We start from the raw sequence: 16,783 nt of genomic DNA on the forward strand, positions 1-16,783 counted from the left end.
GAAAGATCTTTTCATCTTAAGGAGGTGATTTAAATGCCAGTTAAAAAACGAAAAACAGCAAAGAGAAAAACAACCCACAAGGTAACTCATAAAAGGAAGAAAGGTGGAGTTCATCGAAAGCGACGAAAGTAAGCCTGTCCTGCAAAAAACCTGTTACGATTTATTTCTTAGCAGGTTTTTTGTTGGTTAAAATAATTTGAGTTAAAATTCTTTTCTGGACATCAATTCCTCCAAACATTTTCTCTTCAATCAGTTTACTATTTTCATTTGCCCAATCAATCAAATTATTTTTATATTGCGGAGGAATTCTGTTTGTCGTATCCATTATTAAAAATAAAAATTTTTCGCTTCCGTTTGGTTTACTCAAAGTATTATACGGATAAAGTTGATCTCCCCCGGCAAAAGTTGGCAAATATTGATATTTATTTTTTCCATACCAATAATATTGATAACCCCAAACTGCATTTATATAAAGCGGGTTTGTTAGTGTATTAATTTCAAAATGTGCGCCATTTGCAGATTTATAAGTATAATCAACAACTTGAATTTGGTAATTCATGATGCTTGATAAATCAGGATCAAGTAAAGTTTGACCTTGTCCTTGAACATTCTCAATTGCATTCAAATTCATAAAAATAACTGCAATTAAAACTCCAGCAACAATAAATTTTGGTCGCACTTTAATAAGTACATAAGTAAACGCAAAAATAATTGCGATAGGTCTTCCAATTAAAAACCAGGGTTCATTAGAAGTTCCAAGTAAAAACATCAAAGCAGGCGACAAAAAATAAATTACTACAAATAAAATTTTGTCACGTTGTTTTTTTAATTTAAAATTTTTCACCAAATCAAAAATTAATACCAATAAAATTATTATTCCAATTATTTCTCCAATCTTTAAATTATTTGGAGAAAAATTATCTGAAAAAGAATTCCAGCTAACTAAAAAATTTCCAAAAAGTTTTACAAAAGGTTGATGTGATGCAGTTCCTCCTAAATATTTATTTGCAAAAAAAATACTTTTTATTCCCATGAAATGATTTTTAAATTCTGTTGCAACAAGTGTTGATGTTGTAATTAAAAAAATAATTATCGAAAGTAATAAATTCTTGGTTGTCGGCCATTTCATTTTTAAGAATAAAAATAATATTAAAAAAATTGGAATTAAATAAATAAAAAATAATTCAAACTCTATTGAAAAACCTAAAAATAAGACTGTAATAAATAAATAATTTTTCTTGGATGTATTGTAATATTTCCAAAGTGCATAAAAAAATATTGGTACAGTAAAAATCGTCGGCGAAGGATTTGAAAGCCATCCTCCATATTGAATAATTTGATAAGAAACTGCCGTTAAAATACTTGCAATAATTCCTGCATACTTATTTCTAAAAAAATCTTTTGCAAAAAAATAAACGACAATTATAGTTGATGCATTCACAAAAACATTTACAAAGACAACGCCCATCGGATTTCCTTTTGTAAAAATTAAAGGTGAAACCATGAAATACCACCAGGCGACACCATGATGCAGATAAGGATTATTTCCCGCAGTTGGTCCAATAATTGCCAAATGATGGTCGCGAAAAATCGAAGTTGCAGCAAAAAGGTCACGCGCCTGATCAAAACCAATTTCGGTATTATAAAAAGTTACCGACCATACTCTAATCAAAAATCCAAAAACAAAAATTACAAAAACTATTAAATACTCTTTTTTAATAATTGATTTTATGCCTCTCTTTACCATCTCTAATTAATTCTACCAAAGCTTTATACTGATCAATACTTTTAATTACAACTTTTGGATTATTTAACAAAATTAAATGTTTTACCCGATATGGAAGCTCACGCGAATTCAAAAAGTTTTTAGAGGCAAGAAAATTTCTCTCGTATACATAATAGCTACATAAATTATTTCTACATCTGATATTGTATTGCTTTGGATTTGCCTCTAAGATACCTGCCACAAAAGAAATATCACCATTTGTCGGATCTAAAAACCATTTGGGGAATGATTCTGATTTCTTGGTATCGCAAACTGTGAAGTTCTCCATGCTAAATCTTGGGCGTTTTCCGTTTGTCTAATTGATCCGCCTCTTCTTGCGTATTGGTAAGCTTTTTCGTTTGGAAAAGGATCAAGCCCATATATCCAATTAATATTATCTCGATCCCCAAAGATCCATATAGGGCCCTCACACAATATTAATCAAATACAAAAAGGTACTCTCCAAATTATTATTAGCTTCTCTAGCTAAAAGATCAAAAAATCGTACATTACTTGGTCCATATATTCTCTTGTAGAGAAAAACATAGAATTGTCTAGTCCGTACTGCAAACTTGTCCCAGCAGGCCCCTGCATCACTATTTTGCGATATTCTCTCTTCACATCGGAAACTGTATCTGCAATTGTTTTAATACGTGTCGCTACAAGTTCAAATGATTGCAGAGGTACACCTTTTGGTGTAGCAATAACTGGACGCCTCCCAAGCCGCAAAAAAGCAGCTTTTTCATCGAATGCATTTCTTCTAGCCTTGCCTAAATATGGAATAATAACATTATCCATTAACCAATCTTTGCCACTATCTGGCAATCCAAAGATTCCAACAACTCTTTGGACCTTAAGTAAACTTTGTTCTTCAAAATCAGATATCTCTTTATCAAAACTAAGAAGATCTTGAACTAAATTTAACGAATTACCTAAAAGGTCAGTAGTATATGGAAAAATTTGTAAACTAGAAGCTTTTTGCAATGCTAATTCTCTATTTGATAAATTAAACTGATTGTGTTCAACTCCTCCTATCATCTTTTTGGCAAAGTTATCACAACTGTAGTGCCTTTTCCAAGTTGAGATTTAACTTCAATCTCTCCTTTATGAGTTTTCATAATTTTTTTGGCCAGATATAGACCAAGCCCCATTCCGGTTTTTTTAGACGTACCTTTATAAAATCTACCAAAAATATTAGTCAAATTATTTTTCGATATCCCTTCTCCGTGATCAGTAACAGAAATATAAAATTTCCCATTTTTTTGTTTAGTCTCAATGTCTATTTCAGAAGCTTCTGGAGAAAACTTGATTGCATTATTTAGAACATTGATTAAAACTTCCCTTATTTTTTCTTGATCAATAAAAGTTTCAAACTCACGATTTTCGTTTAAATTATAATTAATATTTGGAGATAGTTTATCGTTTTTATACCATAACACAACAGACTTAATCAAATCATACAAATTAGTTCTATTAAATTTATAATGGAGCTCTCCTTTGTTATATGAATCAACTTCAAGAAATTCATTTACCAAATAATTAACTCTTTTTATTGCACTTTTTATCTTCTCAGCGTCTCTTTTTCCGCTTTCAGTTGAAACTTTCTTAGCCAAGCTGTCAGAGTACAAAGATATTACAGTAAGCGGAGTTTTAAGTTCATGTGAAGCAAGCGACATAAAAAGATTACGCGATTCAATAGCTTTTTTAAGATCTTCATTTAGAGTCATATTTCTTATCGCAAGTGTTGCAAGAGGTGCAAAAATCATTAATTTATCAAGTTCTTCTTCTTTTAGATTTTGTTTTTTTGATAAAATAGACAAAACCCCAACCGTCATTCCCCCATATAAAAGAGGAACAATTATCTCAGAACGTACTCCAAGAATCCGAAGCTCTGAATGGTCAGATTCTTTTGGTGAAGAAATCAAAACCGGAGTTCCATTTTTAAAGGCAGAATAGACTTTTCCTTTCGCTCTTGCTTCAACATTATATAAAGTCCTATACGAAGAAAAAACTCTTACAGGAACTTCTTTTTTTACCAGAAAAACAGATCCGTAATCTGCATCAACCAAATTAATTGCCTCTTTTACAACAAGATGATACATCTGTTCTTTGTCATGAATTGTTAAAAAATGAAGCGCCGAGTTATATATTCTCTCCCAAACACTATCCATAAATGTATTGATAGTATATATCCTAACCCAATATTTTTCCCAAAAGACGTGTGGACTTCTTAAATGCTTTTTCGATGTTTTCAATATCCCGCTTTCCAGTTTTTATCTGAATATTGAAAATATACGGATTATCAACTGCCCAGTTTGTCACTCCCTCATAAATCGCCTGTTTACATCCTGAATTAAGCTTAGTAATACAAAGATACTCAAGCATAATATGTTCAAACAAGTGTCCAAGCTCAGTTTGTCCACTCTCTTCTTTAAAATTTTTGTTTTCTTCATTAAAACATTCGCATTTAAAAATACTGGGTAAGTCAGAGCTTAAAACAGGAACAGTAGCAGGAATAGATTTGGTGTTAATGTACTTTTTATAATAAACCTCCATTATTAGATTCAATTTACCATATCTAATCTTGCCATCAATTGTGAATCTTCTATCCTGGAAGTTTAATAACATACTTATAGTAAGGCTTCTTACAGAAGTCTTACACAAGGCTTACATTAATCTTAATGAGTAAAAAAGTCAAGCTGAAGAATTTGATTTAGTCTAAACTTCGGAATATTCTTGAGAGCATTTCAAAATCTTAAAATATACAAAAGAAGCCCAATAATAATAAGAACAGCTGAATTTCTCCAAACGGGCTTGGCAGGCTGGTTATAAGCCAAACCACAATTACGAAAATAAGTAAATCCCCAAGAATTTTTATTCTCATAAAATTCTTACTATTTTTAATATAAGTTTCTGACTCATCTAGTAAAAAATAACTTTAGACTGGAGGTGAAAACAAGGTGGGAATAATTTTATGGATTATTTTTGGAGGAATTGCTGGCTGGATTGCCTCAGTCATTATGAAAAGCAGCCACGGAATGATTGCAGACATTGTAATCGGAATAATCGGTGCTCTTGTTGGTGGATTTTTAATGAGCATTCTAGGTTCATCTGGAGTTACAGGACTTAATTTATATAGCTTAATAGTAGCGGTAATCGGAGCTATCGTACTTATTTGGGTTTCAAGATTAATTTAAGTTAATTCTTGTAAGACTCTTACGTGAATTTCATTTCTTTATCACGAGAATAAATTAAAAAGAAATCATAAAAGAAAGGAGGTGAATAATTAATGGGAGACGACAACGATCAAAACCAAAATAGTTCTGGAAACAGTAATAAAGGTTTTGCTTCTATGGATCCTGACAAGCAAAGAAAAATTGCAAGTAAAGGTGGAAAGGCTGCCCATAAAAATGGCACAGCCCATGAATGGACGAGTGAAGAAGCAAAAGAAGCTGGCCGTGTAGGTGGCCAGAGGTAACTAAAGTAAGAAGGGCGGCCCGAAAGGGTCGCCTGTTTTATTGGTGCGCGGAATAGCCAAAACCGCGTACACTATGCAAAAGCTTTTTTGGATATTTATTATCAATTTTTTTGCGTAAATATCCAAAATATACATCAACCACTCGGCTTTCAACGTCAGCAGAATAACCCCAAATCCTATTCAAAATCATATCTCTGGAAAGAACAATTCCTTCATTATTCATCAAATATTCCAATAATTTAAATTCTTGTGGTGTAAGTTTAATTTCATTTCCGCCTCTTTTCACTTCAAACTTTTTAGGATCAAGTTCAAGGTCTCCAATTTTTAATTTATTTTCTCCAGGCACTTTTGCACGAAGCCTTGCCTTAATTCTCGCCAAAAGTTCCTCAACCTCAAAAGGCTTGGTAATATAATCATCAGCTCCAACATTGAAAAGTTTAACTTTATCCTGAGTATCTGTTTTTGCAGTAAGAACAATCACGGGAATATCTGGAAAAATTTTATACATTTCAGCACAAACACTTTCACCACTCATATCAGGAAGTCCTAAATCAAGAAGGACAAGGTCAGGTTCATGATTTTTAAAATACTCAAGTCCGGCAACTCCTTTGTCTGTTGTATATACATTAAAATCATTCTCTGTCAAAAAATCTTTAAGATATTCGTTAATGTCCTTATCATCCTCAATAACAAGAATGCTTGGAATCATGAAAGAAGTATATTAAAAACCTGGAAAATAATCCACTTTAACATTTTGTTTCGATAAACCAATGTTGTTTAGTTCTTTTTGAAAACCAGTAACCATTCCATGTGGGCCAGATAGATAAAAAATCCTATCTTTATAATCTGGAATCTCTTTTTTAATATCTGTTCCAATCATATGGCCCTGTTTTTCAGTTTCAAAATAAATTATCTTAAGCCCTATCTTTTTCTTTGCTTCTTTAAAAACATCTTTATAAACCATTTCTCTTTTATTTTTTTCAAAGTACACCAAAACAACATCACATTTTTCTTTTTTGTCAATTAAATATTTAATAATGCTGCGATACGGCGTCACTCCAATTCCCCCAGCAACAAAAACAAGTTTCCTTTCTGCATTTTCTTTTAATGTAAAATCTCCAGCTAAATTTCCAGCGATTATCTTATCTCCATTTTTCATTTCAAGAAGTTGTTTTTTATAACTGCTTAATACGCGTTTTGGAAATTTTATTCCAATCCTCAAATCATTTTCAGTAGGGCTGGAAGAAATTGTAAAATACCTTCTATTTCCTCGAGAATCGGTATTTTTATGTCCAAAAGTCCATTCCAGATATTGCCCAGCAGTGAAATTTATTTTCTTGTTTGACACAAACACAAAATCATAAATATCTGAAGTTAATTTTATCTTCTCTTTCAATTTAAGTGTCAATTTTTCTTTAGGACTTACCAAATAGGAGAAAACGTTTCCAATAGACAAAGCAATTTCAGGTGTAGTATAAAACCTTCCAAAGTAAAGTGGTGCAAATAAAAGTCCAACAAACACTCCATATAACGCCTGCAAGTTTGCAGTCGGCGGTGTTGTAAGTGGTTCTGTAAGCATCACAAATGCAAAAAATAATATTGGCGAATCCAAAAAAGTATTTTCAACTATCTTTAAGATTTCAAAATCTCCTCTACTAAAATAAACCATAAAAGTAGAAATCAATGCTCCTACAAAAAAATAAAATACTAGTGATTCTCTTCTTATTTTTCGCACAATCAAAAAACCAAGAAGCAAAAACGGAAACATCCATCTGGTTGCAATCCACCATGACGCAAAACCATTTATCGTAAAAGCAGTAATCACCAAAGCAATTGCTGCCGGGTTAAAAATATGCTTTCCCTTAATATTTAAAATATATTTTGCAAGCATTGATAAGATTGATGCAAAAATTAAAAATTCAATTTTTGAAACGGCAAGACCAGGAGTAATAATCAAAACAAGTATTAAAGCTGTAATCAAAAATGACTCATAATTCGTTTGTACTTTAAATAAATAGGCAAAAAATTTATTTGCCACATAACTAACTGCAACTAAAATAAAAGTTGAAACAATAAGCTCATTAGGGCCAAAGGGCAATACGTGAAAGATACTATATATAAAGGCTATAAAAAGAAGCCCAATCAAATAATAAAGTACCAGACGGTACATTGTTATTGAATTCAACAAATCATCAATTTTAGTTAACATATTTTTCAAACCCTTTTGTAAAAGTTGCAAATCCTTTCTTATCAATCATATAACCTTCCAAATGGTTTTTCTTTTCCAAAAATTTTATTCCCTCAAACCCCATTGCAAATAAAGGTGTAGCAAATCTATCAGCTTCATAAACATTTTTCCCAATCACCGTCAAACTTACAATTTCACTGTTAGATTTCCCAAGTGGATTATATATATGATTTCCTTTTTCATAATTTCCGCTGGTTGCAATTCCTTCTCCAGAAAGTTGCACAATTTTTATAATCTGATTTCTATTAAAAGGATTTTTAACCCCCACTTTCCATTTTTCGTGAGCCTCATTTAATCCATGGGTTTGTATATCCCCGCCTGCTTCAATATAAAAATCTTTATATTTCATTTCCTCAAGAATTTTAGATGCCTCCCAAATCGCCCAACCTTTTACTAATCCTGATGGGTCAAAAGTTCCCTCATAAAACACATCAAAATATCCATTTGTATCTTTTTTTGTTTGCGCGCATTGTTTTAAAATTTGTTTTAAATCTTTATCTTCAAAGTTAAGTTTGGTTACTTCACTATTTTGTTTGTAAGGGCTAAACTTCTCATCAACCCATCCAAAATACTCAAAAACTTTCTCAAAAGGTTTATTCTTTTTTTCACCAACAATTTCAACTATTACAGGCATTCCCATAATAAATCGCATCTGCTTCATAAGAAGTTAAATTTTTGCCTGATTAAGCGCATCCTGAAGAGATTGAATAAATCCTTGTGTATCTTGTGTTGCGCCGCTTACTATATTTACATTTGCACTTTGTGCTGCAATTGCTTCTTGCTTTAAAGCTGGCTGTGCCATTGCGGTAACTTCAGCTGTATGCCCTGGCCCGCTCGGAAAATCAACATACTGAATGTCAGTTATTTTTCCACCAGAAATAACAACTTTGACCTGTATATTTCCATATTGAGAAGCACTTCCAACTACTCCAGTATAAGTTCCGTCTTTATAACTTGCTGGCGTATTATTTGTTGTTTCTAAATTTGCAGAATTACTATTATCAGTTGTTGAAGGTTCATCTGATTTGTTCATTTTATAAAACAAAGCAAAACCTCCAATTACTGCCACGGCAACTAATGCAATAATTACTTTTTTCATAAGATTTATCCTAACTGAAGAAATATTATCTCGTCAACTCTGAAAAAATCCTGAAGTTACTTATTAGCCATCAATCTCTGATGTTCTTCAGTATTAAGAAGTCCGCACTTTTTAAACTTTTTACCACTTCCGCATGGGCAAGGATCATTTCTCCCAATTCTTGTTGATTTGATTTTTACTTGATTGTCTTTACTTGGCTTTTGTATTGCACCAGTTAATCCCATCATATCTGTTGTATCTGTATTAGTCATAGGATTCTGGGGAATTTCATTTGGCATTCGCCCGACATCAATTCTAAAAATTCTTCTTGAGAGTTCTTCATCAATTCTATCAATCAAAGTTTCAAAAAGATCGTATGCTTCGTTTTTAAATTCAACTACAGGATCGCGTTGTCCATAAGCCCGAAGCTCAATTCCCTGTCTAAGGTCTTCAATATGATCAATGTGATCTATCCAAAGATGGTCAATCGAAGATAAATATGCAAATCTTTCAATTTGCCTCATAATTTTTTCTCCAACTTGCTTTTCGCGTGCCGCGTGCGCTTGATGCACTGTATCTATCAAAAACTTCTGCATTTCTATCTTTTTGCTAATCCTTTTCGCCTGTGCTTCTATATTTTTCAAAGAGTTGTCATCAAATGGAACTATTTCGGCAAGCCCAGCAACTAATTCTTCAAAAATTCTGTCATCAGAATTTGTTATTCTTTTTGTCCTTTTATCATCGGGGTATTCAAACATAATCTTTTCAACTTGATGATCAAGTTTTTCTAAAACTTCTCTCTTCAAGTCTTCTGCTTCCAATATTCTTTTTCGCAGTTTATAAATAATATCTCGCTGTTGGTTAGCTACATCGTCATATTCAACAACACGTTTACGTGCATCAAAATGAAATCCCTCAACTTTTACTTGTGCCGATTCTATTGCTTTTGAAATTAAACGGTTTTCAATTGGTTGTCCTTCAGGAATTTTAAGTGTTTCCATTAAAGATCCGATTCTATCTCCTCCAAAAATTCTCATTAAATCATCCTCTACTGACAAATAAAATCTTGAAGACCCAGGATCTCCTTGTCGTCCAGACCTCCCTCGAAGTTGATTATCAATTCTTCGTGATTCATGTCGCTCTGTACCAACAACATGAAGTCCTCCCGATTTTACAACTTCTTCGTGATCTTTTTCCCATTTTTTAATTTCGCTTTTTTTCTCAGGCTTGCTTCCTCCCAAAATAATATCCACTCCTCTTCCTGCCATGTTTGTAGCAACGGTCACAGCTCCGCTTTTTCCAGCCTGTGCGATTATTTCAGCTTCCTTCTCGTGGTTTTTTGCATTCAAGAGTTGATGTGGAACTTTTCTTTTCTTTAAGAATTCAGAAATTATTTCATTTTTTTCAATTGACGTAGTTCCAATCAAAACTGGCTGTCCTTTTTTATGCATTTCAGCAACATCATCAGCGATTTGCTTATATTTTGCTTCAATTGTTTTATAGATTACATCAGCATGATCTTTTCGAATCATTGGCCTATGCGTTGGCACAACAACAACTTCAAGTTTATAAATTTTCTTAAATTCCCCAGCTTCTGTTGAAGCAGTTCCAGTCATTCCGGAAAGATGATCATACATTCTGAAATAATTTTGAAAGGAAATTGTGGCAAGAGTTTTGCTTTCTTGCTGAATCACAACTCCTTCTTTTGCCTCAACCGCCTGATGAAGTCCATCACTCCATCGTCTTCCAACCATAAGTCTTCCAGTAAATTCATCAACAATAATTACTTCGCCGTCTTTTACAACATATTCTCGATCTCTTAAATAAAGAGCTCTTGCTCGAAGTGCATTTTCAATATGATGAATTGCCTCAAAATCTTGTTCATAAAGATTATTTAATCCCAAAATTTTCTCAACTTGCTCAATTCCTTTCTCAGTTAAAGTTGCACTCTTATATTTTTCATCTATTGTGTAATGTGTTTCAGGATCAAGGTCCTTTATAATCTCAGCAAATTTATAATATTTATCAGTCGGGTCATTATCTGGAGCTGAAATAATAAGAGGAGTACGGGCCTCATCAATCAAAACTGAGTCAACTTCGTCTACAATTGCAAAATAATGCCCGCGTTGAGCCATTTCAGCAAGTGTTTGAACCATATTGTCCCTCAAATAATCAAATCCATATTCATTATTAGTTCCATAAGTAACATCAGCTTCATATGCGACTTTGCGTTCACATGGTTTAAGGTGATAAAGTCTTTCATCGCCGTGCGACTTATCAGTAAACTTTGGATCATAAATAAACGATTTGCTTTCTTGCACTATTACTCCCACTTTCATTCCAAGTAATGCAAACACAGGCCCATTCCATCCAGCTCCCAAGCGAGCCAAGTAGTCGTTAACTGTTACAAGGTGTACACCTTTTCCTGCAAGTGCTCGCAAATATAAAGGTGCAACAGCCGATAATGTTTTCCCTTCTCCAGTTTTTTGTTCCGCAACCCGTCCTTTAAAAAGTGCAATTCCAGCAACAAGCTGTACGTCATAAGGTTTTTGTCCTAAAACTCGAAAAGATGCCTCACGGGAAAGTGCGAATGCCTCAGGAAGTATTTCGTTTAAAGTCTTCTCAATATCGCTTGATGCTTGGATTTTTTTCTTAAATTCAGCAGTTTTTTTTGCAAAATCTGCTTCTTTCAGTTTTGCCATTTTTGGCTCAAGCTCATTTATTTTCTTAACTATTTTCTTAAACTCATCAAGCTCTCGTGCATTAACATCAAGTATCTTAGAAAATATATTCATATTAATTGAACCTAATTGTAGCAGACAAAGTCGACGTTTGCCATTGGGATTATATAATCTACTTTTTTAAAATATTTTTCAAGTACTCTTCCAAATTTCATAGATTGTGTGCGTCGATCAGCTCCATAAAGTCTATTAAAAACAACAATTCCTCCTTTTGTAAGCTTACTTTTAACACTTTTTATAAATTTTTCGCTTTCAAATTCTTCTGGAAATTTATCTCCATTATATAAATCAACCAAAATCAAATCATATTTTTTATCTGTGGTCAAAATAAATCCATATGCATCCTGAATTTGAATACCTATACTATTTTCATCAAGCTTCAAATATTTCTTCCCAAGCTCTACAATTTTTTTATTAATATCAACTCCAGTAATTTTTGAATTCACCCAGTATTGCGAAACAAGTTTTGCAGCACTTCCTCCTCCAAGTCCCAATATTAAAATATTTTCAGCTACAGGTTTAATATCAATTACTTTTTTCAAAGTTTCTTTCCAGATTTTAGTCACAATTCCTCCGCTTTGTGTAAGACCACCAGATTGGATATAAGTTCCCCAGGCAAAGTCTTTAATAACTTTCCATTTTTTATCTTGATATAAAACCCGTGTTCCTGAAAGAAGTTCGTTTACTTTCATAAATGATATTATACAATCATGCAAATTCCACTTCCTGAAAAAATGCGGCCAACAACTTTAGATAATTATGTTGGCCAAGAAAACGTTATTGGAACAATTAAAAAATTATTACTAGCAAAAAATTTCTTTCCATCATTAATTTTTTGGGGCCCGCCAGGATCAGGAAAAACAACTCTTGCTCGCATTATTGCTAAAGAATTAAAACGCGAATTTTACGAATTCTCAGCTGTAAGTACAAAAATAAAAGATATTGAAATTATTTTAAAATCAGCGACCAATCAACCAATAATTTTTATTGACGAAATTCATAGGTTTAATAAAGCTCAACAAGATAAATTGCTTCCGTATGTTGAAAAAGGATCAATCATTTTAATTGGAGCAACGACAGAAAATCCTTCATTTGAAATCATTTCAGCTCTTTTATCTCGCTGTAGAGTAATAGTACTCAAGGGACACAGCGAAGAAAACCTGAATGAAATTCTTACTCGAGGACTTAAATTGCTCAAAAAAGATATTAATAAAGATGCCAAACAATTTTTACTCGATTCCAGTAATGGTGACGCCAGAGTCTTACTTAATGTTCTAGAAATTGCATCCAATCTTTCAATAAACAAAACTTTAGATATAAAAGATATTGAAGAAGCACTTCAGCGAAAACAATTAACTTTCGACAAGCAAGGTGAAGAATTCTACAATGTTATTTCAGCATTTATAAAAAGTATGCGCGCAAGTAATGTTGATGCTGCTTTATATTATTTAGCCAGAATGATTGCAGCGGGGCAAGATCCTCTTTATATCGCAAGGAGAATGGTAATCTTTGCCTCAGAAGATATTGGTATGGCGCAGCCAACTGCATTAGTCGTTGCAAATGAAGTTTTTAGAGCATGCGAAACAATTGGGCTTCCAGAATGCCAGGAAAATCTAGCTCACGGAGTTGTCTACTTGGCGTTAGCAAAGAAAGACAGAAGAGCATATGAAGGTTATATGGAAGCTCTCCATGATGTAGAAAACTTTGGCAATCTTCCCGTGCCAATGATTATTAGAAACGCACCTACAAAATTAATGAAAAATTTAGGTTACGGTAAAAATTACGAAATGTATTCAAAAGAAAGCTTATTACCTGAAAAATTAAAGAATAAAAAATATTACAAATAACCATTTATTTGCTTCCATTTACATTCACATCAATTTGTTTTGGAACATTAATTTGAGCAGCAGGAGCTGGACTTGCAGCTCTTCTTAAAATTGGAACCAAAAAATATACAAAAAGAATAAAAAATAAAAGCATAAAGACAATTGCAACTAGTAAGTTCGCATTACTATTATTATCATTAGTTTGAGCAGGGACTTGGCTTGCCGTAGTTGGAGGGTTATTAATGATTGTTGCCATGATTGCAATTTAAACTCATGAGGTATGAACAATTTATGTTTCCTGTAAGAAAAATGCAAGAGCTTATCACAAAGTGACAAGCATTGCTTATTTGCTTATTTTATTTTTTCCCATCCACTTCTGAAGTACTTTAGGAATATCTACACTTCCATCCTCATTTTGATAATTTTCAAGTATTGCAACAGGAACTCGTGACGTCGCAATAGCAGTACCATTTAACATATGAATGTACTCGTTTTTATTTTGTTTTGTTCTATATTTAATATTTAAATTACGAGCTTGGTAATCTGTACAATTTGAAGTTGACGTAACTTCCCCATATTCTCCTCGTCCTGGCATCCACGCCTCAATATCATATTTGCGAGCTGCAATTGCGCCCAAATCTCCCGTACATTGTTTAAGAACTCGGTAGGGAATTCCTAAGCCCTGATAAATTTTTTCTTCCAACCCTAAAAGATAATCATGCATTTTATCTGAGTCTCCAGGCTTACAATATACAAACATCTCAGCCTTACTAAATTGATGTACTCGATAAAGCCCTCTGGAATATTTTCCATAAGCACCACCCTCCTGCCTAAAACAATGAGAATAACCAATATATTTAATTGGCAATTTATTCTCTGGAATAACTTCATCTGCATGACGCCCAGCAAGGGTTACCTCAGCAGTTGCAATTAATCCTAAATCTGAATCTTTTATTTCATAGGTCTGAGCTTCATCACCCTTTGGCAAATATCCAGTCCCCAAATAATATCTGGATTTCGCCAAATCTGGAGTAATTATTGGAGTAAACCCTTCTTTTGTTAAAATTTCAAAAGCATAATGAATAAGAGCAAGTTCAAGTAATGCTCCGTCTCCAATCAAATAATAAAATTGCGAACCTGTCACTTTAGCGCCACTTTCAAAATCTAAAATTCCTAAATTTGTTCCAAGAGTCAGATGATCTTTTGCTTCAAAATCAAATTTTTTAATGTCTCCCCATTTTTTAATTTCTTCATTTTCATCTTCACCTTTTCCAATTTTTACATCATCAGCTGGCAAATTTGGAACTTCATTTAGTTTTTGAGTAAATTCTTGATTTGCCTTTTCACTTTCTGGTTCTAATTTCTGAAGTTTTTCCTTTAAATCCTTACCTTTTTCAATATTCTTATTTTTTGCAGCATCATTTCGCTCAGCTCTTAGCTCTTCAATTTCAGTAAGAAGTTTTCTTCTATTTTCATCAAGTTTTAATACTTCATCAACAATCTTTGGATCAAAATTCTTGCTCGCAACTTTTTTCTTAACTTCTTCTGTATTTTCTCTAATATAATTAATATCAAGCATTTATAATCCAAGCTCCTCACTAATCCCTTGCATTGCTTTAAGTGCAATATCCATAAATTCCTCCAAAGGAATATTAAGCTCGTCTTCGCAAGTTGCAACTTGTTCGCGACTAACTCCTCCAGCAAAACTTTTTTCTTTCCATTTTTTCTGCATTGATTCAACTGTTACTTCAGCAAGAGTTTTATTTGGTCGAGTAAGAGCTACAGCTACGATAAATCCTGTAAGTTCATCACAGCAATACAAAGACCATTCCATTTTGTTATTTGGTTTTAGGTTTCCTTCAACAAATCCCCATCCATGAGCAAGTATTGCATTTTTAATATCATCCCCAGTATCATATTCTGCAAGCCATTCAATTACTTTTTTAGTATGGTCTTTCGTTGCAGTATCTTTTACTTTTTCATAATCAGCATCATGAAGTAGTCCTGCAATTCCCCAGGATTCAACGTCAGCATCAAATCTTTTTGCAAGTGCTCTCATAACTGCTTCAACTGCAAGGCAGTGCCTTCGCAAATTAGGCGACTGCATGTTTTTATATAACAAATCTAAAGCTTCTTCTCTTGTCATTTAATATTCTCCGGCCGTAGTAATGGAAATAAAACTGCTTCCCTTACTGGCAAATTTGCCAAAAAACTAAATAATCTTTCAGAAACTCCAAATCCAGTAACAGGAGGCATTCCATATTCAAGCGCTCGTACAAAGTCAGCATCCTGCATTTGTGCTTCTTCATCTCCTTTATCGCGCATTTCCTGTTGTTTAGCAAATCTTTCAGCTTGATCAATTGGATCATTAAGTTCGCTATATCCATTTCCCATTTCGCTTCCAGCAAGTATTATTTGATAACGCTCAACAAAATTATTACGATCTTCCATTCTCTTTGCAAGCGGTGACACTTCAACTGGGTGCCCTACTAAAAATACCGGTCCACTAATCTCTTTTCGCACTTGTTTCCAAATTAAATCAATCAATCGCCCTCGCTCATCATTCTTTTCAAAAGCCACTCTAAGTTCTTTAAGCCTATTTCTCAAATCCTCATCGCTTGCACTATTTATATCAATATTAAATTTACTTTTTATACTTTCTGTATAATCAATTCTCTTCCAAAACTTTCCCAAATCAACTTTATGTCCATTAATTTCAAATTTAAGTGTACCAAAAGCTTTCTCTGCAATGTATTTATAGAGTTCCTCAACAAGTTTCATAGAATCTTCATAGTTGTGATATGCCCAATAAAATTCCATCTGTGAATAATCCTGTAAATGTTCTCGGTCAATTCCTTCGTTTCTAAATTGCCTTCCAACTTCAAAAGTTTTATCAAATCCTGCTACCATAAGTCGCTTTTGCCAAAGCTCTCCCATAGAAATTCGAAGATATAAATCAATATCCAGAGCTTGATGATGTGTCACAAAAGGATTCGCATCAGCCCCTCCTGCAGTATTTTCAAGAGCTGGAGTTTCAACTTCAAGAAATCCTTTATCAATCATAAAATTGCGCATCGATTGCCAAAAAATTGCTTTTTTTCTAAATATTTCTTTTAAATTTTCATTCAAAATCAAATCAACATATCTTTGTCTGTATCTATCTTCTTCATCTTTTAGTCCAAACCATTCGCTTGGAAGTGGCCTAATAGATTTACTAAGTAATTGAAAATCATTTACCTCAACAGTTATCTCTCCAGCTTGTGTTTTCATTATTTTTCCAACAACTGCCAAAAAATCTCCAGCATCAATCAATTTTAAAATTGGATATTTCTCACTTAAATTTTTCTCGCTTGCCAAAAATTGAATTGTTCCCGTTTCGTCTCTAACATCTCCAAAAAGGATAGCTCCATGCCCGCGCATTCCCATAATTCGCCCAGCAACCATTACTTTTGACCCTTCTTTTTTACGGGCTTCATCAATCTCAATATGTTTTCCCTTTAAACTTATTTTTGATGGATAAGGATTAATATGAAGTTTTTTTAATTCTTCAAGCTTTTTAACTCTCTCTTCGCGAATACTATCTAAGCGTGTAGCCATAGTTGAAGTATAAACTCAGAATGAAAAATTAACAAGAAATTTCAAACATT

General features: G+C 33.2%; 18 protein-coding genes. 3 read left to right on the forward strand and 15 right to left on the reverse strand.

Features of this window, described 5'->3' with window-relative positions:
* Nucleotides 1-160 precede the first annotated feature (160 nt).
* From VG895_03475 to VG895_03495, 5 genes are all read right to left on the reverse strand, one after another.
* Nucleotides 161-1,747, reverse strand: a complete 1,587-nt coding sequence (locus VG895_03475; GenBank protein HWA52087.1) for a glycosyltransferase family 39 protein — start codon at nt 1,745-1,747, stop codon at nt 161-163.
* Nucleotides 1,716-2,054, reverse strand: a complete 339-nt coding sequence (locus VG895_03480) for a hypothetical protein (protein ID HWA52088.1) — start codon at nt 2,052-2,054, stop codon at nt 1,716-1,718. The genes VG895_03475 and VG895_03480 overlap by 32 nt, the downstream gene beginning before the upstream one ends.
* 197 nt (nt 2,055-2,251) lie before the next feature.
* A complete protein-coding gene (locus VG895_03485) occupies nt 2,252-2,803 on the reverse strand; it encodes a hypothetical protein (protein ID HWA52089.1) in 552 nt (183 codons plus the stop codon).
* Nucleotides 2,800-3,936: a GAF domain-containing sensor histidine kinase gene (locus VG895_03490; GenBank protein ID HWA52090.1), complete on the reverse strand. Its 1,137-nt coding sequence runs from the start codon at nt 3,934-3,936 to the stop codon at nt 2,800-2,802. The genes VG895_03485 and VG895_03490 overlap by 4 nt, the downstream gene beginning before the upstream one ends.
* A 22-nt stretch (nt 3,937-3,958) precedes the next feature.
* Nucleotides 3,959-4,393, reverse strand: a complete 435-nt coding sequence (locus VG895_03495; protein HWA52091.1) for a hypothetical protein — start codon at nt 4,391-4,393, stop codon at nt 3,959-3,961.
* Nucleotides 4,394-4,725: 332 nt separating this feature from the next.
* On the opposite strand from VG895_03495, the gene VG895_03500 reads away from it, so the two are divergent.
* A complete protein-coding gene (locus tag VG895_03500) occupies nt 4,726-4,962 on the forward strand; it encodes a GlsB/YeaQ/YmgE family stress response membrane protein (protein ID HWA52092.1) in 237 nt (78 codons plus the stop codon).
* A gap of 92 nt (nt 4,963-5,054) precedes the next feature.
* Complete coding sequence (locus VG895_03505; GenBank protein ID HWA52093.1) at nt 5,055-5,243, forward strand: KGG domain-containing protein; 189 nt, start codon at nt 5,055-5,057, stop codon at nt 5,241-5,243.
* A gap of 37 nt (nt 5,244-5,280) precedes the next feature.
* On the opposite strand, the gene VG895_03510 is transcribed toward VG895_03505, so the two are convergent.
* From VG895_03510 to VG895_03535, 6 genes are read right to left on the reverse strand one after another with little or no spacing between them, the layout of a single operon-like run.
* The gene (locus VG895_03510) at nt 5,281-5,952 is read right to left on the reverse strand and encodes a response regulator transcription factor (protein ID HWA52094.1); all 672 of its coding nucleotides are present in this window, start codon (nt 5,950-5,952) and stop codon (nt 5,281-5,283) included.
* A gap of 12 nt (nt 5,953-5,964) precedes the next feature.
* Nucleotides 5,965-7,452, reverse strand: a complete 1,488-nt coding sequence (locus tag VG895_03515) for an oxidoreductase (GenBank protein HWA52095.1) — start codon at nt 7,450-7,452, stop codon at nt 5,965-5,967.
* Nucleotides 7,442-8,152 (reverse strand): FAD:protein FMN transferase, encoded by a 711-nt coding sequence (locus VG895_03520; GenBank protein ID HWA52096.1) that lies wholly within the window; start codon nt 8,150-8,152, stop codon nt 7,442-7,444. Before VG895_03520 ends, VG895_03515 begins: the two co-directional genes overlap by 11 nt.
* A 6-nt stretch (nt 8,153-8,158) precedes the next feature.
* Nucleotides 8,159-8,590 (reverse strand): FMN-binding protein, encoded by a 432-nt coding sequence (locus tag VG895_03525; GenBank protein ID HWA52097.1) that lies wholly within the window; start codon nt 8,588-8,590, stop codon nt 8,159-8,161.
* A 56-nt stretch (nt 8,591-8,646) separates the two neighbouring features.
* Nucleotides 8,647-11,364: a preprotein translocase subunit SecA gene (gene secA, locus VG895_03530; protein HWA52098.1), complete on the reverse strand. Its 2,718-nt coding sequence runs from the start codon at nt 11,362-11,364 to the stop codon at nt 8,647-8,649.
* A gap of 11 nt (nt 11,365-11,375) precedes the next feature.
* Nucleotides 11,376-12,002, reverse strand: coding sequence for a fused MFS/spermidine synthase (locus VG895_03535; GenBank protein ID HWA52099.1), 627 nt, complete (start codon nt 12,000-12,002; stop codon nt 11,376-11,378).
* Between the two features lie 18 nt (nt 12,003-12,020).
* On the opposite strand from VG895_03535, the gene VG895_03540 reads away from it, so the two are divergent.
* Nucleotides 12,021-13,157 (forward strand): replication-associated recombination protein A, encoded by a 1,137-nt coding sequence (locus VG895_03540; protein HWA52100.1) that lies wholly within the window; start codon nt 12,021-12,023, stop codon nt 13,155-13,157.
* 4 nt (nt 13,158-13,161) lie between these two features.
* On the opposite strand, the gene VG895_03545 is transcribed toward VG895_03540, so the two are convergent.
* From VG895_03545 to lysS, 4 genes are all read right to left on the reverse strand, one after another.
* On the reverse strand, nt 13,162-13,392 hold the full coding sequence (locus tag VG895_03545; GenBank protein ID HWA52101.1) for a hypothetical protein: 231 nt from the start codon (nt 13,390-13,392) through the stop codon (nt 13,162-13,164).
* 87 nt (nt 13,393-13,479) lie between these two features.
* Entirely contained in the window at nt 13,480-14,715 is a 1,236-nt protein-coding gene (serS, locus tag VG895_03550; protein HWA52102.1) for a serine--tRNA ligase, read from the reverse strand.
* On the reverse strand, nt 14,716-15,282 hold the full coding sequence (locus VG895_03555) for an HDIG domain-containing protein (protein HWA52103.1): 567 nt from the start codon (nt 15,280-15,282) through the stop codon (nt 14,716-14,718).
* Nucleotides 15,279-16,733: a lysine--tRNA ligase gene (lysS, locus tag VG895_03560; protein HWA52104.1), complete on the reverse strand. Its 1,455-nt coding sequence runs from the start codon at nt 16,731-16,733 to the stop codon at nt 15,279-15,281. Before lysS ends, VG895_03555 begins: the two co-directional genes overlap by 4 nt.
* Between the last annotated feature and the right edge of the window lie 50 nt (nt 16,734-16,783).

The organism is Patescibacteria group bacterium, assembly GCA_035549555.1.
Taxonomy (GTDB): Bacteria; Patescibacteriota; Microgenomatia; order UBA8517; family UBA8517; genus Co84-156.

What these genes read in the sequence shown, in the direction of transcription:
- VG895_03480 (HWA52088.1), bottom strand. Translation starts at nt 2,054, where the DNA reads ATGGAGAACTTCACAGTTTGCGATACCAAGAAATCAGAATCATTCCCC.
- VG895_03555 (HWA52103.1), bottom strand. Translation starts at nt 15,282, where the DNA reads ATGACAAGAGAAGAAGCTTTAGATTTGTTATATAAAAACATGCAGTCG.
- serS (HWA52102.1), bottom strand. Translation starts at nt 14,715, where the DNA reads ATGCTTGATATTAATTATATTAGAGAAAATACAGAAGAAGTTAAGAAA.
- VG895_03515 (HWA52095.1), bottom strand. Translation starts at nt 7,452, where the DNA reads ATGTTAACTAAAATTGATGATTTGTTGAATTCAATAACAATGTACCGT.
- VG895_03490 (HWA52090.1), bottom strand. Translation starts at nt 3,936, where the DNA reads ATGGATAGTGTTTGGGAGAGAATATATAACTCGGCGCTTCATTTTTTA.
- VG895_03525 (HWA52097.1), bottom strand. Translation starts at nt 8,590, where the DNA reads ATGAAAAAAGTAATTATTGCATTAGTTGCCGTGGCAGTAATTGGAGGT.
- VG895_03505 (HWA52093.1), top strand. Translation starts at nt 5,055, where the DNA reads ATGGGAGACGACAACGATCAAAACCAAAATAGTTCTGGAAACAGTAAT.
- lysS (HWA52104.1), bottom strand. Translation starts at nt 16,733, where the DNA reads ATGGCTACACGCTTAGATAGTATTCGCGAAGAGAGAGTTAAAAAGCTT.
- VG895_03545 (HWA52101.1), bottom strand. Translation starts at nt 13,392, where the DNA reads ATGGCAACAATCATTAATAACCCTCCAACTACGGCAAGCCAAGTCCCT.
- VG895_03520 (HWA52096.1), bottom strand. Translation starts at nt 8,152, where the DNA reads ATGAAGCAGATGCGATTTATTATGGGAATGCCTGTAATAGTTGAAATT.
- secA (HWA52098.1), bottom strand. Translation starts at nt 11,364, where the DNA reads ATGAATATATTTTCTAAGATACTTGATGTTAATGCACGAGAGCTTGAT.
- VG895_03475 (HWA52087.1), bottom strand. Translation starts at nt 1,747, where the DNA reads ATGGTAAAGAGAGGCATAAAATCAATTATTAAAAAAGAGTATTTAATA.
- VG895_03540 (HWA52100.1), top strand. Translation starts at nt 12,021, where the DNA reads ATGCAAATTCCACTTCCTGAAAAAATGCGGCCAACAACTTTAGATAAT.
- VG895_03510 (HWA52094.1), bottom strand. Translation starts at nt 5,952, where the DNA reads ATGATTCCAAGCATTCTTGTTATTGAGGATGATAAGGACATTAACGAA.
- VG895_03535 (HWA52099.1), bottom strand. Translation starts at nt 12,002, where the DNA reads ATGAAAGTAAACGAACTTCTTTCAGGAACACGGGTTTTATATCAAGAT.
- VG895_03495 (HWA52091.1), bottom strand. Translation starts at nt 4,393, where the DNA reads ATGTTATTAAACTTCCAGGATAGAAGATTCACAATTGATGGCAAGATT.
- VG895_03485 (HWA52089.1), bottom strand. Translation starts at nt 2,803, where the DNA reads ATGATAGGAGGAGTTGAACACAATCAGTTTAATTTATCAAATAGAGAA.